We start from the raw sequence: 15,512 nt of genomic DNA, 5'->3' as shown, positions 1-15,512 counted from the left end.
ACTTTTATGGACATTTATATTAAGAAAGCTATTATCCATCAGTTCAGCCCAGATGATACTGAGCTGTTTCTAGCGGATAAATTTCTCAATATCACTCCAAAAATCGAAGAATACCTGCGCAAAAAAATTGAACGCGTGTATTCAGATGAAGCCAAGACTGGGATTTTCGAAGAAGAAAATCCCTTCTTCAATCACATCACAGATGATTTGTTGGAGACATCAGTAACACTGGCTAATCTCTGGAAAGAGGAGTTTAGCATTTCTGAAAATCTCAAGACCAATGACTTGGTTTTTGTTCAGTTTTCTAAAGAAGGCGTTGAACATTTCGCTTTCTTGCGAATTGCTCTACGTGAGACCTTGACCCACCTTGGTGGAGAAGTTGATAACCCAATCAAGCTAACTCAGAATAACCTTCCTGGATTTGGAACAGGGGCTGATGAGGCTTTGGTGGTCAATCTTCAAAGTCGCAAGTACCATCTCATCGAAAAACGAATCAAGTACAATGGGACTTTCTTGAATTATTTTTCAGACAATCTCCTAGCTGTTGCACCTAAGATTTCGCCAAAAAAATCCATCAAGGAATTGGAAAAAACAGCCCAGAGAATTGCTGAGTCCTTTAACACAGATGATTTTCAGTTTCAATCCAAGGTCAAATCAGCTATTTTCAACAATCTTGAAGAAAGCAATGAGCTGTCGCCTGAAAAATTGGCAAACGACCTTTTTGATAACAATCTGACAGCTCGTTTGAGCTTTATCGACCAAGTCAAGGAAGCTGTACCAGAACCAGTCCAGTTTGATGAAATTGATGCCAGTCGTCAGCTCAAGAAATTTGAAAACCAAAAACTTTCCTTGTCAAACGGAATCGAACTCATCGTTCCAAATAATGTTTACCAGGACGCGGAGTCTGTTGAGTTTATCCAAAATGACAATGGAACCTATTCTATCTTAATCAAAAATATTGAGGATATTCAAAGTAAATAATGTTTAAATTTATAAGAAGAATGCTAGTGCTAGCAGTCCTTCTTTTTGCTGGATACAAAGCCTATCACATTCGTCAGGATGTAAAGCAAGTCATGACCTACCAACCTATGGTTCGGGAAATCCTTAGTGAAAGAGATACTCCAGCCAATGAAGAGTTAGTGCTTGCCATGATTTATACTGAAACGAAAGGAAAAGAGCGAGACGTCATGCAGTCTAGTGAGTCTGCTAGTGGTACAACCAATACCATTAATGATGATGCCGCTAGTATTCGACAAGGAATTCAAACTCTAACAGATAACCTTTATCTTGCACAAAACAAAGGAGTGGATGTCTGGACAGCCGTTCAAGCCTATAATTTTGGACCTGCCTATATAGACTTTATCGCTCAGAATGGCAAGGAGAATACACTAGCATTAGCCAAGCGTTATTCCCGAGAAACGGTCGCTCCTATCCTTGGAAATACCACTGGAAAGACCTACACCTACATCAACCCAATTTCTATCTTTCATGGTGCAGAACTCTATGAAAATGGAGGAAATTATTACTACTCGAGACAGGTACGCTTTAACCTGTATATCATGAAATTCTTTAATTTCTTTTAAGCATCTGGTTTGACCAGGTGTTTTTCACTATAAGTTTTCTTTAAGATTGTTTTATTACCCTAGAAAGGTAAAGGAGGGAATATCCCATGAGAAAGAAATTCTTTCTAACAAGTGCTGCAGTATTGTGGGCCGCAACAGCTATGACAAGCGTCCATGCAGCAACCGATGTTCAAAAAGTAATCGATGAAACCTATGTTCAACCTGAATATGTTCTTGGCTCTTCCCTAACTGAAGACCAGAAGAATCAAACTCTTAGCAAACTTGGCTATGACGCATCAAAAGACACCAAAGATATCAAAACTATGACACCTGATATCTATTCGAAAATCATGAATGTGGCTAATGATGCTAGCCTACAGCTCTATTCGTCAGCTAAGATTCAAAAGTTAGGTGATAAGTCGCCTATAGAAGTTAAGATTGAAACGCCTGAAAATATCACCAAGGTGACGCAGGATATGTACCGTAACGCAGCAGTGACACTTGGAGTGGAGCATGCCAAAATCACAGTTGCAGCTCCTATACCAGTTACAGGAGAGAGTGCCCTAGCAGGGATTTACTACTCGTTAGAGGCTAATGGAGCTAAAGTACCACAAGCCAATAAAGACTTGGCCCAAGAAGAACTAAAAGCCTTGTCAGATATCAATGCTGAAAACAAGGACAAGTCAGGCTACGATGCCAATAAACTCAATGTCGCTTTGGCAGATATCAAGGCAGGAATCGCAAAGGCAAAAGAAGCAAAAGGAAATCTGACAGAAGAAGATGTCCGCAAAATCGTTGAAGACACGCTAAAAAACTACAAACTTGATCAGGTTATAACAGGAAACCAGGTCAATATCATCATCAATTTTGCCCTCAACCTCTCAAAGAGCGACATTTTGAACAATGCTGATTTCACTAAAACCCTCAATGACCTCAAGGAAAGCATTGTATCCCAAGCTGGAGATAGCTTTAAAAATATCAACCTCAACTTTGATGCCAATAAAGCGCTAGAAGAGGGGGGCAACTTCTTTAGCTCTCTTTGGCAAGCCATTGTCAACTTCTTCAAGAGTTTTGGTGCTTAGGTCATTTCATGATATAATAGATGGTAACAGAAATGTTGCCGTCTTTTTTTGTCGGCCAATAGAAAGTGAAAAATATGTTAAAGAAAAATGATATTGTAGAAGTTGAAATTATTGATTTGACCCATGAAGGGGCAGGGGTTGCTAAGGTAGATGGTTTAGTTTTCTTTGTAGAAAATGCTCTACCAACTGAGAAAATCCTCATGCGAGTCCTTAAGGTCAATAAAAAGATTGGCTTTGGGAAAGTTGAAGAATACTTTGTTCGGTCACCTCATCGTAACCAAGACCTTGACCTAGCTTATCTACGCTCAGGTATCGCTGATTTGGGGCATCTTGCTTATCCAGAGCAGCTTAAGTTCAAAACCAAGCAAGTTAAAGACAGTCTCTACAAGATTGCTGGTATTACGGATGTAGAGGTCGCTGAAACGTTCGGCATGGACCATCCAGTCCAGTATCGAAATAAGGCACAGGTGCCAGTTCGTCGAGTGAATGGTGTCTTGGAAACTGGTTTTTTCCGTAAGAATTCGCACGACCTCATGCCACTTGAAGATTTCTTTATCCAGGATCCTGTCATTGACCAAGTTGTGGTAGTTCTACGCGATTTGCTTCGTCGTTTTGATTTAAAACCTTATGACGAAAAGGAGCAGTCTGGCTTGATTCGGAACCTTGTGGTGCGTCGTGGTCACTATTCAGGACAAATCATGGTTATATTAGTGACTAAACGTCCTAAAGTTTTTCGAGTGGAGCAATTGATTGAACAAATTATCAAGCAGTTCCCAGAGATTGTGTCTGTCATGCAAAATATCAACGACCAGAATACCAATGCGATTTTTGGTAAGGAGTGGAAGACTCTTTATGGTCAAGACTATATTACGGACCAGATGTTGGGAAATGACTTCCAAATCGCTGGCCCAGCCTTTTATCAGGTCAATACTGAAATGGCAGAGAAACTTTATCAAACAGCTATTGACTTTGCAGAGTTAAAAGAAGACGATGTGGTTATTGATGCCTATTCAGGAATTGGAACGATTGGATTGTCCGTCGCCAAGCATGTTAAAGAAGTCTACGGTGTTGAAGTGATTCCAGAAGCAGTAGAGAATAGCCAGAAGAATGCTTCTTTGAACAAGATTACAAATGCCCACTATGTCTGTGACACGGCTGAAAATGCCATGAAGAACTGGCTCAAGGAAGGTATCCAACCAACCGTTATCTTGGTCGACCCACCACGCAAGGGTTTGACCGAAAGTTTTATCAAAGCAAGTGCTCAAACAGGAGCAGACCGCATTGCCTATATCTCTTGCAATGTCGCAACCATGGCACGTGATATCAAACTATATCAAGAATTGGGATATGAATTGAAGAAAGTACAGCCGGTGGATTTGTTTCCGCAGACGCACCACGTGGAGTGCGTAAGTTATTTAGAGAAATGTAGTTAATCAACTCGCTTTTTTATTTCAAAGCGAGATGCTTCAAAACTCCACTGGAGCCTTGAACATATATAAAAATAAAGTTATTGTGTGACTGAAATAATCAGGCACTTGGATAGAATAGAATCGAAAGGACTATTTGATGAAAAAACAACCGCAAATAATGGAAAAGGAACGTTTGGGAGCCTTTATTGACGCTGTGTTAGCCATCGTTATGACTATCTTGGTTTTGGAGCTGGAAAAGCCAAAAACCTTTGATTTGCAAGGACTATGGGAGCTTAGAACAAATTTTCTTGCCTATGGTATTTCTTTCTTTTGGCTGGGAGCTATGTGGGTCAATATCCATTCTTCTTCGCATCTCATTAAAAAAGTTAGCCAAAAAACAGTCTGGGCAACCATTATTATGCTCTTTTTCTCCTCCCTTTTTCCCTATACCACTCAGCTCATAGCAACCCATTTCGACAATGGTAGTATGCAAGCATTCTATGGGGTAATCGTTCTACTCATTAGCTTTTCAGTATTATGGTATTACCGTACCTTGGATGAAGTGAATGATATAGCTGAGATGCATGCGTTAAGACGAGGACGAAAGCGTTGGATACGATGGGATATTGGTATTAAAATGTTAGGGCTTATCTTATCTCTGACAATCTTCCCAGCAGGAGTAGGACTGTCAGTCCTAGTAACACTTTTATTTATTGTTATCCCGAGACAATTTAAAGTCTAATCATTTAATCGACTCATCTGTTTTATTCGGGACTTAGTTGACTGCTTCCGATTCTGAGATTTTTGAATTTGTATTGATAAGCATTGCATTCAATACTTTTCTATAGGAATTCACTGAAATAACAGTCAAGACATATGATGTGTGTGACTCAGCTTGTACAAGTTGAGATAGTCAGGAATTTGAATAATTTTTTTGTAACAGTTATAATGACAATTATGAATAAACTTGTTTAAACTTTATGTCTCTTTAGAAAGTGTGTTAACTTGAAAGAACAAATATTTTTGATGGGTGGGAATCCCCCAATAACGAAATATAGCATTGTTGATAAAATTGTGTCATCAAGAAAGATTGAAAGAATTGTCATTTTTACAGTTTTTCGAGATAATTGGCAACCCTATATGAAAAAGTACACGGAAGTTTTCCAAAGTCAATTTCCTAATCTAAACACTGATTACTTACTTTTGGACACTGAGCAGATTGATTTTGATAGCTATTTAGATGCTGATCTAATCATCATTGGTGGAGGAAATACGGAAAAATATATAGCTACTTATGTCAATCAGGAGTTCAAAAATTATATCGATCATATGCTTAATAAAGGGGCAAAAGTTATAGGGTTTTCTGCAGGAGCCCTATTATTAGGAGAAAAAGTCTATGTCTCACCTAATGATAATTCAGATCATCAGATAAAGATAAAAAATGGATTAGGACTCTTTAGTCAGTTTTTAATTAGTGTCCATTATGATTCCTGGAATGATAAAGCTAATAAGGATAGAGCAGAAGAACTCGTCAGTGTTACCATAATTCCACTAAATGATCATTCCTGTCTTGAATTGGATAGACTTGGAAACATTATTGAGAAAATTGACTAGTTTTAATCATGCGAATCTGAATCTACGAAACTAAAGTATTGACGAAATGAATAGTGAAAAGCCTTGATTGTAAGGCTTTTTTGTGTTTTTATGATAGAATATAGGTAGTTATAATCGATAGCAACTAAGAAGCAGTAAAAATATTATTCATAAAATAATCAAGATTAGGAAGAAAAAAATGACAGAAATTGATAAAAGGAACTTAAAAAATTATCTTTGTTTTACATTTGGAATTACTTATATATCTTGGGGGCTTCTTGCCATATTTACACAATCTTATATTTTGGGATTAGAGACATTTATAGGAAGAATATTACATATAGTTGGTGCACTTGGACCAGCTATTGCAAGTGGCTTTTATTTAAAAAGTAATAATATAAAATTTAAACATTTTTTATTTAATAGGATAGAAAATAGTAGTATTTATTTCATTTATCATATGTTAGCAATTTTGATACTATTTTCTGTATCTTCCTTAGAATTAAACGGAGTATCCATTTATCTGATGCCGTTATTCTTTATACAACTAATTTTTTTGGGTGGTGGACATGAAGAATTAGGATGGAGAGGAATATTACAACCATTACTTGATAAAAAATATACTTATTGGCAATCTAATTTGATTGTAGGATCAATTTGGGGAATATGGCATCTGCCTTTATGGTTTATAGTTGGAGAAAGTCATCAAGGATTTCCTTTTATTTTATTTTTTATATATACATTATTTTTAAGTTTTGTTTTAGGGCTTCTTTACCGTCAAACGAAATCTGTGGGATACTGTGTATTATTTCATGCATTCGCAAATTTGTTAAATCTCTATTTTGTGCTAAAAATTAATCTTATTTTTATTATCATTTTTATTGGTTATTTGATTTATACTATATTGGCGAGTAATAGAATTAGTAAGGAAACAACATTTTAAAATTTAGATCAGGATATCCATTATTGAGAGTAACGTGTGGTCATTCTAGATAATCAATGTTAGAGACTGTTCTATTTGATGAGACATCACTGCTTGTACGAGCTGATTAAATAAGGGTGTAGCTAGTAAAAGTCCTACAGTAAGGAGTTTAAACATGAAATTCCATGAATTTGGTGATAAGAATTTGCCTCCTATTTTACTGATACATGGTGGTGGCAGTTCTTGGTGGAATTATCTTCGTCAAGCACGAATCTTGTCAAAAGAATACCGTATTATTCTACCCACTTTGAATGGCCACGGCGAGGAATATCAACTTGATTATGTTTCTACTGAAGATTCTGCTTTGGAGATTCTAGACTATATCAAAGAAAACTGTGGTGGGAAATTGTTTGCAATCGGTGGTGTTTCACTTGGTGGTCAAATTGCCATGGAGCTTTTGTCTTTAGACAGTGAAATTGCTGAGAAGGCCATCATAGATGGAAGCCTCTGCATTCCTCAACCAAGGTTAGCTAAAATCAGCATCTTTCTAGTGTCTCTATTTGGTAAACTGATGTTCAATAAATTCTCTTGCAAACTTCAGTTAAGCATGATGAACAAACTCTGTCCTAAACTGGCTTATCCAGAGGAAATAAAAGCTTATTATTTGGAGGATTTGCCAAGAACCCCTGTCAAAACATTGGTGACCATTTACAAAAACTATATGGGATGTTACAAGCTGAAAGATATGATTTCTGCTAGCAAGGCTCAGGTTCTGTATATCTATGGTGAAAAAGAATTGAACTGTGTGAAAGAATCAGCGAAATTATTTCATCAGCTACATTCAAATACAATTTTGTATGAAGCAAAGGGCTATAACCACGGCTATTTATCAGCTTACCTACCTTATGAGTGGATTGATTTGGTGGTGCCATTTTTAAAGAGTGACTCATTAGAAATGTGTAACGAATCTGATATGCCATAAGGAGGAAACAGATGCTAGGAGCAATAGTTGGAGATATTGTAGGTTCAGTTTACGAATGGAACAATATCAAAACGAAGGATTTTCCTTTATTTTGTGATGATTGTTTTTTCACGGATGATACGGTAAGTCCGAACCACTGAGTGTGTGAGTTTGTTAGTGAAACATTTTTAATATTTATAAGATTTAAAGTTGATTACAAAAAGGAAGTATTATCATGGGAATATTCGATGATTTTGAGTACAAAGAAAACTACCTAGATGAAGAAAAAGTAATTGAAATACTTAAAAAGATTTTAAGAGCAATTCATCTAAATAATTATAGAGATATTTTGGATTGTGTTGATGGTTCAGAAGTTGATGATGTAAGAGAGTTACTTGAATATATTGACGATTCATTACAATTAAATGATTTTGATAAAATTGATGAATATGGTGTAGATTGTAATTTCCATCCGAATTATGAGTACTCCCAACTACAAGTTTATGAATTTAATGATCAAACTGGCTTTGTTGTTGAATATGAGATGACCTCCGATTCTGAATTAGTAGATTTAACCCTACAATTAGAATTTTTATACAATAATGATGGTTACAAAATAACTTCTATAGATGTTGATCCTGGATAAACCGCACTTAATTATCTTCGTTATATAATAAATGCGTATATTAAGGCTAGATAATTTGATTGTAAGTTGCTTAAAATATCGGTTAGTTTTTCAAATATTAGGAGAATGGAAGATGTATCTATTGGAATTGTACCAAAATGATTATTCTAAAGATTAAGTCGTGTTTGATTCTTTAGAAGATGGAAAAGACTTTGTATCCAAAATAACTGGATAAACTCTAGAAAATGAAAATGATTTTTTTCAAGGTAATAAAGTAGAAATAACGAACATTTAGATGAAAGGTATAGAGTAAACATGAGTCTCTTATTTGAAGAATTTAAAACCATTTGTTTCCATTTAAATCGAGTCGGAATTACACCGACACTGATGGGTTCTTTGGGGTTGGAGTTTAGAACGAAAGAAAATTGGGGGCCGTCTGACATTGACATTCATGTGCCTGGTGACCCTAGAGGTTGGGAAGCACCGGATCATCTCAGAATTTATGACTGGGACAAGATAATGAAAGTGATGAAAGACTTAGGCTACGTCTTAATAGATATTCATGAGCATGAATTCCAAAAGGATAGAGTGAGTGTTGAATTTGGAAGTATCGATTCCTTACTTGATTTTGCAGGAGTTTCGGAATCGGATATAGAGCTTATTCACATTGAAGGAATCACTTTTCGTTTTCCAAGTCTGGAGCAGTATCTAAGTATTTACAAAGCTTCTTCTCAAGACTCCTATCGAAATGATCACAATAACAATAAGGATTTTAAAAAGATCGAGTGGCTGGAAAGACATTTGTAAATTATCATATAAAAAGTAGTAAGTTGTAAGACTGGCTGCTATGTTATTTTTATCATCATTTTTATTGGTCATTTAATTTATACTATATTGGCAAGTAATAGAATTATTAAGAAAAAAAATATTTTAAATTTTAAATCAGGATATCCATTATTGAAGGTAATGATTGGCTATTTAGAGGATTTGATAGATAGTTTTCTATTTGATGAGGTATCACTGCTTTTACGAGCTTAGACAGGAGGATAAAATAATGGAGATTTTGAAAATTAATCTTATTTCGGTTAAAAAAAGAATGACTGAACTACTATTTGATTATCTTTTAATCATAACTTACCTGGGTATTCTGTTTCTTTGCTCTATAACTTATTACTACTTTGTTTTTAATGGTGTGCCAATGCAAACAGAATTTCAGGCGCAGACTCTTACATTTTTTATCAGTGTCCTACCAATCATGCTTTATTTCACATTTTCGGATTATGCAAAAAATGGAAGTTTTGGGAAATCAAAAGCAGGGCTTCGTTTGGTCTATCAGAAAAAAACAATTCAGGCTAGCTTTATTAGAAATCTCATCAAATTTTTACCTTGGCAATTAGGGCATATGGGAACTATTCATGGAGTCTATAGTGATTTTGATTTAGTATCCATTATCCTTTCGTCTTTAGCAACCCTACTTGCACTTTTGTTACTGGCAATGGCAATTTTTAGAAAAGATAAAAGGCATCTAGGAGATTTTCTAGCTCATACACAGGTTCAATTAGAGGGTGATAACAAGTGAATCAACTTAGCCGTCCGAAAAACGCGGATACATTGCTCAGTACGTGTAACCCGTGAATATGTTCCCTATGACCGCGTATGTAGAATGTGTGGCGCTACTTGTACGAGTTGATTCATAAGTAAACTATATTTATAATGGGTATTTTCTAAGGAGGGTATATATATGTTAGGAGCAATTATTGGAGATATTGTAGGTTCAGTTTACGAATGGAACAATATCAAAACAAAGGATTTTCCTTTATTTTGTGAGGATTGTTTTTTCACTGATGATACGGTCATGACCTGCGCTGTTGCTGAGGCTGTTATGATTGGTGGTCGGAAAGATGACTTTATTGATGCCATGAAAAAGTACGGCAGAATGTACCCCGATGCGGGCTATGGTACTCGGTTTAGTAGTTGGATCGATAGTGACAATCGTGAACCTTACTATAGCTTTGGAAATGGTTCTGCTATGCGTGTTTCTCCCTGTGCTTGGCTTATAGACTGCGGCTTTTGTGCAAGAACGGGTATGACACCATCAACTAGAAAGCTTGCACGACTTTCAGCAGAAGTCACCCATAATCATCCAGAAGGTATCAAAGGAGCCATGGCGACAACTGATGCTATCTTTCTGTGTCGTTATTACTTTGGAGGTTATTGCGGAGATTATGAGCAACCAATCAATGACAATCCTACAGAGTGCAAAAGACAGATCAAGGATTATATTGAGCAGGAATATGGCTACAATCTATCTCAAACTCTAGATGAAATTCGACCTAACTATCGTTTCAATGAAACCTGTCAGGATACCGTACCCCAGGCCATTATAGCATTTCTAGAAAGTAGAGACTTCGAAGATGCTATAAGGAACGCCATTTCCCTTGGTGGGGATAGTGATACTCTTGCTGCCATCACAGGAAGTATCGCAGAGGCAGCCTATGGAATTCCTGATTGGATTAAGGAAAAGGCTTATTCCTACCTAGATGAGCCGTTAAAGGATGTCATTGAACGATGGGAGCTTTTCATAGCAGGAAAATGATGGTTTGGTTAAGTAGAAAGGTGGCAACGATGGAATTACTTGATATGTATAAAAAAGAAAAAGTTATAGAGGTTATCACAAATATTTTAAAGGCTATTCACCTGAAAAAATATGAAGACATTATGAATTATGTCGATGAATCAGAGATTGACGATTTAAATGAATTTTTTGGTTATGTTGAAAAGACATTAGAATTAAATGATTTTGATACGATTGATGAGTATGGTGTGGAATGTCATTTCAATCCGCCTTATGAGTATTCTCAATTGGAGATTTATGATTATGATGACCAGACTGGGTTTGCTGTTGATTATGATTTGACTTCAAATTCTGAACGAGTAGATATGGTGTTGCAAGTAGAGTTTCTATATACCGATAATGGGTATACAGTAAGATTTCTTAATGTCGATCCTGGTTAGGAGAAGTTTAACAAGCAATATCCTTGATATACTATTTATACAGGCATTTAAGATTTTCTTGAATGTCTTTTTTTGTACAAGAGTAAGGTCAAAGCTTTTAAACTATCAAGTTTTCCTATCAATAGGTCAATTGTCTTTAAATGCATTTTATGAATGAATCTAAATGGTTATAGAAAGCCATTTCCAATATGTTCATGCTATAATAGACTTAGACTTCGTGATTTTGGAGATATAAATGAAAAAATATAAACATTTATTATGGCTGTCTGGCTTGGTAATTGTATTGATTTCGCTATTATCATTGATTGCTTGTAGTTTGGGTGGTGAAACTATTCCCCAAAATAGAACAAAGGAACAGTACGAGTTTGAAAAAACGTTTGATGCCATGTTTAAATTTTTGGAACAAGAGCAGAAAGATTTTAATGGGCTGGAAGCTTATAAAAGTAGAGTCTATATAAAAAATGGTGACGAAGTCAAAAGATATGAAATTGACCTAGGTATTACCAAGGCAGATGGTAAGGGTGACTATAGAATACAAATCGGAGAAAACAAAAAAACGGTTCCCGTTAGTTATTCTAATGGCAAGTTGCATTACGATTCGGAGATAGCCCCTTTATTTGACGAAGAGATTCTTAACTTAGTTATCAAAAGAGATGTTTTTGACTCCTTGAATGTAAAAAGAACGTTAAGAACTGGAACAACAGAGCTTAGTGAAATTATCTACCAGCCAGACACTCACTCTGAACTCTTTCAAAAAGTGAAAAGCAAATATGATCTACCAGAGGAAACAACGTGCCAAATTAGAATAGATCACTCAGATAAAACAAATTATGGGATTACAATACAGTTAACATCGAAAGAGATGTCTGTCAAAATTGGTTTAACTATTATTAAAAAACGGGGCTAACGATTTAGGAATGTTATTGAAAAGAGTTTTTTAACTCTGAGAAGGATTTAAAGGTGACTATGAAGGTAAAATTTAAAGAAACGAATAAAGTATTTTTCAAAATAGTAGAAGTAGAGGGAGAAAAGTATATTCTAGATTTGACGACTGTTAGACCAAAATCCTATTTCTGGGGTTCTCTTCCTGATGAGATTACTGCAAAAATGCAAAAGTTAGATAAAAGAGATATGCGTTTTGAAAGTGTAGCTCCAACTATGAGTAAATCAATTGGGATTGCAATTGGTACAGCAATAGGGGGATCTGGCTATCGGCTTGTGACAAATTTTTTTAGAAACAATGGGATTAGTCACAACCTTCCTTTAAAGATAAGTTTATATGGCCTATTCATTTTCCTAGCTTATCTTGCTTTCTGGTTCATTGCCATAAGAGCTCGTCATAGTGTCCAAAAAAGACTTGAGAATAAAGTTTTAAACTATCAAATAACTTTTAAACCAGTTGGAAATAAACGTCAATTAAAACATTACAAACTTCTTCCTTTTATCCTTGTTCCGACTCTTGGATGTTTTGCATTCTATCTATATACTGTTAATGGAACAGAGGGAGCCTTACTTGTTATTAATAGTATTCTATTGTTGGGATTCTTTACAGTGATTTTAGGTATGTCACCACTCCGAGAAAGTGTCGAAAAGCAAGAGATTATTTTTGATAGAATAGAGAAGTTATAAATTAAGATGAAAGCTGTTTATGATGCTCTTTTGCAGGACATATTGGGTTATTTTATAAGAAAAAATTATATAATAGCGAAGAAAGTGTTTATGTTGCTCAATAACTCATTTAAGGTTCAGAACTTCTCTCGTAATGACATTTTATAATTTAGAAAAGGTGTAAAAATGAATTATTTAGAAATACGTAAGAAATATGGATTTTATAGAAAAGTCGTGATTGTTTTGGCTGTTCTTCTCAGTCTTTTTATAGCTTGGATGGTGAAAGATAGGACTATTCAAACCCTTTGTATTCTACTCATAAATGCACTCTTATTTCTTTTCATTGCGCTTAATCAGAAGAGAGTATGTAAGGAGTGGTACTAAGTTGCTGCATATGGACTTAGATTTAGCATCTTGGAAGCAATACATTGAATTGAAGAAAGTTGCAAAAAGAGCTATTATAAAAATGGATGTGATACTAACATCTGTTGGGTATTCCTATATGATTGGTGATTTCGATGCTGCCATTAAGGAGGCTTCTGAAGCAATGACTGATCAAAAACTGAAGCCAAAATATAGGGATTTCTTAGAAAGTTATCTTATTCGCTCGACTATTCTTGCACATCCTGACCTGACCAGGAACGAGCTTGAACTCATGTTAAATAAAATGTCCATATCAGATCCAACTCTAGCAGAGAAAACAAAAAGCGTGAGTATTGCGCTTTACGATTTAACAATTGCTCATCAATCCAATGATTACTTTGAAGACTTGGAAAACGAATTTAAATATCAACAATTGGAAATCACTTACTATCAAGCTTTGAACTCTAGATTAAAAGGAGATATGACCAGGGCGAATGAGTTGTTTAGAAAACTCGCTCAAGAGGATGAACAGCTCTATATCGTCCAGAAGTCTAAAGAATTTTTAAAAAGTTGAGTGTTTCATTTGACAGATTAACGTCTCTATTCTAGTTAGTGGATTCGATTTTTTAAGCATTTAGATGGCGTTTACATAACTCAAGTGATATAATTAGTTACTAGAATTTTTGTAACTATTAAGGAGTATTATCAATGAAAAAAGCAATGTTGATTATCAACCCTACCTCTGGTGGGGAAAAGGCTTTGGATTATAAGACCAAACTGGAGAATAAAGCCAAAGATTATTTTGAGCACGTGGAAACCAAGATTACTGAAAAAGCCTTAGATGCAACCCATTTTGCTGAGGAAGCTTCACGCGAGCAGTACGATGCAGTGGTTGTTTTCGGTGGAGACGGGACTGTCAATGAAGTCATTTCAGGTATTGCTGAGAGAGACTACATTCCTAAGTTGGGGATTATCCCAGGCGGTACGGGTAACCTCATTACGAAACTGTTGGAAATCAATCAAGACATCGATGGCGCGATAGATGAACTGGATTTCAACTTAACTAATAAGATTGATATCGGTAAAGCAAATGATAACTATTTTGGTTATATCTTTAGTATCGGTTCTCTGCCTGAGGCGATTCACAATGTGGAAATCGAGGACAAGACAAAATTCGGTATTTTAGCCTATGCTGTAAATACAATGAAGTCTGTCATGACGGATCAGGTCTTTAACATTAAGATTGAGACAGAAAATGGAAATTATGTTGGTGAAGCTAGTCATGTTTTGGTTCTCTTGACAAATTACTTCGCTGATAAGAAAATCTTTGAAGAAGACAAAGATGGCTATGCCAATATTTTGATTCTAAAAGATGCTTCTATATTCTCTAAATTATCTGTTATTCCTGATTTACTAAAAGGGGATGTTGTCGGCAATGATAATATTGAGTATATCAGAGCGCGTAATATTAAGATCTCTTCAGATAGTGAATTGGAGTCAGATGTTGACGGCGATAAATCGGATAACCTACCTGTAGAAATCAAAGTCCTAGCTCAGCGAGTAGAAGTATTTTCAAAGCCGAAAGAGTAGAAGGTAAAAATTAGTGCACCTGATGGTGTGCTAACTTTTTTCGTTTATGAAGTAAAGATGGCCTGTTATTACTTAAAAAACTAACTCCTTTGTATAATTCGCTTGACAAATTTTAAAAAATATATTTTAATATTATATTATAAGATAGGGGAAAAAATATGAGCACAAATAATGAAGTTTTACTTAATGATGTTCTATATTTTTATAAAGATAAACCTAATCACATTCAAATTGACAGCCCTAAAGATGATTGTTATTATCTTGTAAAAACTTTTATTACTGGAAAAGGTAAAGAAGATGATGTTATCTATAGTAATGAAATCAAAAGAAGAATTGACGAGAAAAAACTAACTGAATTAGAAACATTCAAGTATTTCACAGAAGATGAGGCTCGTCAATTAGTTACTGATGGAATAGATAAAGATGAGAATGAAAAATATTATTATAGTCAAAAATGGCATCTTTATGTATCATACATGGCTTATAAAGAAGTCGCTTCATTACTAGATATACAAAATACATCCGTTACAAAAATTACAACAGCTGATTTTGAGAAACCATTTGTAATCAGTCGCTTAAACCAAGTAAACTTTAAAAAATGGCTCAAGAAAGAAGCTACTTCAGACGAAGATGCAACTTGGGAAGAAGTAAAAGAAGCAATATCAAATTGTAGAAAATAGTGTAGCTTTATGTTAGTACTTTAACAATCATGAGCATATATCTTTAATTTTTAATCATTTATTAATCTAGTGAAATATAATTAGTTACAATATAGTTCAAAG

Annotated in this window: 19 protein-coding genes; all 19 read left to right on the top strand. The window is 35.2% G+C overall.

Going from position 1 to position 15,512, the window contains the following annotated elements:
* The first annotated feature begins 6 nt into the window (after positions 1 to 6).
* Positions 7 to 981, top strand: a complete 975-nt coding sequence (locus tag TZ92_RS06705) for a nucleoid-associated protein (protein WP_033629804.1) — start codon at positions 7 to 9, stop codon at positions 979 to 981.
* On the top strand, positions 981 to 1,583 hold the full coding sequence (locus TZ92_RS06700) for a lysozyme family protein (RefSeq protein WP_033629803.1): 603 nt from the start codon (positions 981 to 983) through the stop codon (positions 1,581 to 1,583). The genes TZ92_RS06705 and TZ92_RS06700 overlap by 1 nt, the downstream gene beginning before the upstream one ends.
* 86 nt (positions 1,584 to 1,669) lie before the next feature.
* Positions 1,670 to 2,644 carry a DUF1002 domain-containing protein gene (locus tag TZ92_RS06695; RefSeq protein ID WP_033629802.1) on the top strand — a complete coding sequence of 325 codons (975 nt, stop codon included), beginning with the start codon at positions 1,670 to 1,672 and terminating at the stop codon, positions 2,642 to 2,644.
* Between the two features lie 74 nt (positions 2,645 to 2,718).
* Positions 2,719 to 4,077: a 23S rRNA (uracil(1939)-C(5))-methyltransferase RlmD gene (rlmD, locus tag TZ92_RS06690; RefSeq protein ID WP_033629801.1), complete on the top strand. Its 1,359-nt coding sequence runs from the start codon at positions 2,719 to 2,721 to the stop codon at positions 4,075 to 4,077.
* A gap of 154 nt (positions 4,078 to 4,231) precedes the next feature.
* Positions 4,232 to 4,795 carry a TMEM175 family protein gene (locus tag TZ92_RS06685; RefSeq protein ID WP_033630185.1) on the top strand — a complete coding sequence of 188 codons (564 nt, stop codon included), beginning with the start codon at positions 4,232 to 4,234 and terminating at the stop codon, positions 4,793 to 4,795.
* 263 nt (positions 4,796 to 5,058) lie between these two features.
* Positions 5,059 to 5,667, top strand: a complete 609-nt coding sequence (locus TZ92_RS06680; RefSeq protein ID WP_033629800.1) for a Type 1 glutamine amidotransferase-like domain-containing protein — start codon at positions 5,059 to 5,061, stop codon at positions 5,665 to 5,667.
* A gap of 178 nt (positions 5,668 to 5,845) precedes the next feature.
* On the top strand, positions 5,846 to 6,589 hold the full coding sequence (locus tag TZ92_RS06675) for a CPBP family intramembrane glutamic endopeptidase (RefSeq protein WP_033629799.1): 744 nt from the start codon (positions 5,846 to 5,848) through the stop codon (positions 6,587 to 6,589).
* A gap of 154 nt (positions 6,590 to 6,743) precedes the next feature.
* Entirely contained in the window at positions 6,744 to 7,550 is an 807-nt protein-coding gene (locus TZ92_RS06670) for an alpha/beta hydrolase (RefSeq protein WP_033629798.1), read from the top strand.
* A gap of 11 nt (positions 7,551 to 7,561) precedes the next feature.
* A complete protein-coding gene (locus tag TZ92_RS09870; RefSeq protein WP_000900071.1) occupies positions 7,562 to 7,690 on the top strand; it encodes a hypothetical protein in 129 nt (42 codons plus the stop codon).
* Between the two features lie 74 nt (positions 7,691 to 7,764).
* Positions 7,765 to 8,175, top strand: coding sequence for a DUF7668 domain-containing protein (locus TZ92_RS06665; RefSeq protein ID WP_000510789.1), 411 nt, complete (start codon positions 7,765 to 7,767; stop codon positions 8,173 to 8,175).
* Between the two features lie 294 nt (positions 8,176 to 8,469).
* Entirely contained in the window at positions 8,470 to 8,961 is a 492-nt protein-coding gene (locus tag TZ92_RS06660; RefSeq protein WP_033629797.1) for a nucleotidyltransferase, read from the top strand.
* Positions 8,962 to 9,208: 247 nt separating this feature from the next.
* A complete protein-coding gene (locus tag TZ92_RS06655; RefSeq protein WP_080702642.1) occupies positions 9,209 to 9,733 on the top strand; it encodes an RDD family protein in 525 nt (174 codons plus the stop codon).
* A gap of 162 nt (positions 9,734 to 9,895) precedes the next feature.
* Entirely contained in the window at positions 9,896 to 10,750 is an 855-nt protein-coding gene (locus tag TZ92_RS06650; protein WP_033629796.1) for an ADP-ribosylglycohydrolase family protein, read from the top strand.
* 29 nt (positions 10,751 to 10,779) lie between these two features.
* The gene (locus tag TZ92_RS06645) at positions 10,780 to 11,169 is read left to right on the top strand and encodes a DUF7668 domain-containing protein (protein WP_033630183.1); all 390 of its coding nucleotides are present in this window, start codon (positions 10,780 to 10,782) and stop codon (positions 11,167 to 11,169) included.
* Positions 11,170 to 11,404: 235 nt separating this feature from the next.
* A complete protein-coding gene (locus tag TZ92_RS06640; protein ID WP_033629795.1) occupies positions 11,405 to 12,076 on the top strand; it encodes a hypothetical protein in 672 nt (223 codons plus the stop codon).
* Between the two features lie 59 nt (positions 12,077 to 12,135).
* On the top strand, positions 12,136 to 12,798 hold the full coding sequence (locus tag TZ92_RS06635; RefSeq protein ID WP_033629794.1) for a DUF443 domain-containing protein: 663 nt from the start codon (positions 12,136 to 12,138) through the stop codon (positions 12,796 to 12,798).
* 373 nt (positions 12,799 to 13,171) lie between these two features.
* Entirely contained in the window at positions 13,172 to 13,714 is a 543-nt protein-coding gene (locus TZ92_RS06625; RefSeq protein ID WP_033629792.1) for a hypothetical protein, read from the top strand.
* 134 nt (positions 13,715 to 13,848) lie between these two features.
* The gene (locus TZ92_RS06620; RefSeq protein ID WP_033629791.1) at positions 13,849 to 14,730 is read left to right on the top strand and encodes a diacylglycerol/lipid kinase family protein; all 882 of its coding nucleotides are present in this window, start codon (positions 13,849 to 13,851) and stop codon (positions 14,728 to 14,730) included.
* A gap of 158 nt (positions 14,731 to 14,888) precedes the next feature.
* The gene (locus tag TZ92_RS06615; RefSeq protein WP_033629789.1) at positions 14,889 to 15,410 is read left to right on the top strand and encodes a hypothetical protein; all 522 of its coding nucleotides are present in this window, start codon (positions 14,889 to 14,891) and stop codon (positions 15,408 to 15,410) included.
* Positions 15,411 to 15,512 lie beyond the last annotated feature (102 nt).

Origin of the sequence: Streptococcus oralis subsp. oralis, assembly GCF_000960035.1 — a bacterium.
GTDB lineage: Bacteria > Bacillota > Bacilli > Lactobacillales > Streptococcaceae > Streptococcus > Streptococcus oralis_G.
This window is presented reverse-complemented; position numbering and strand designations above follow the sequence as displayed.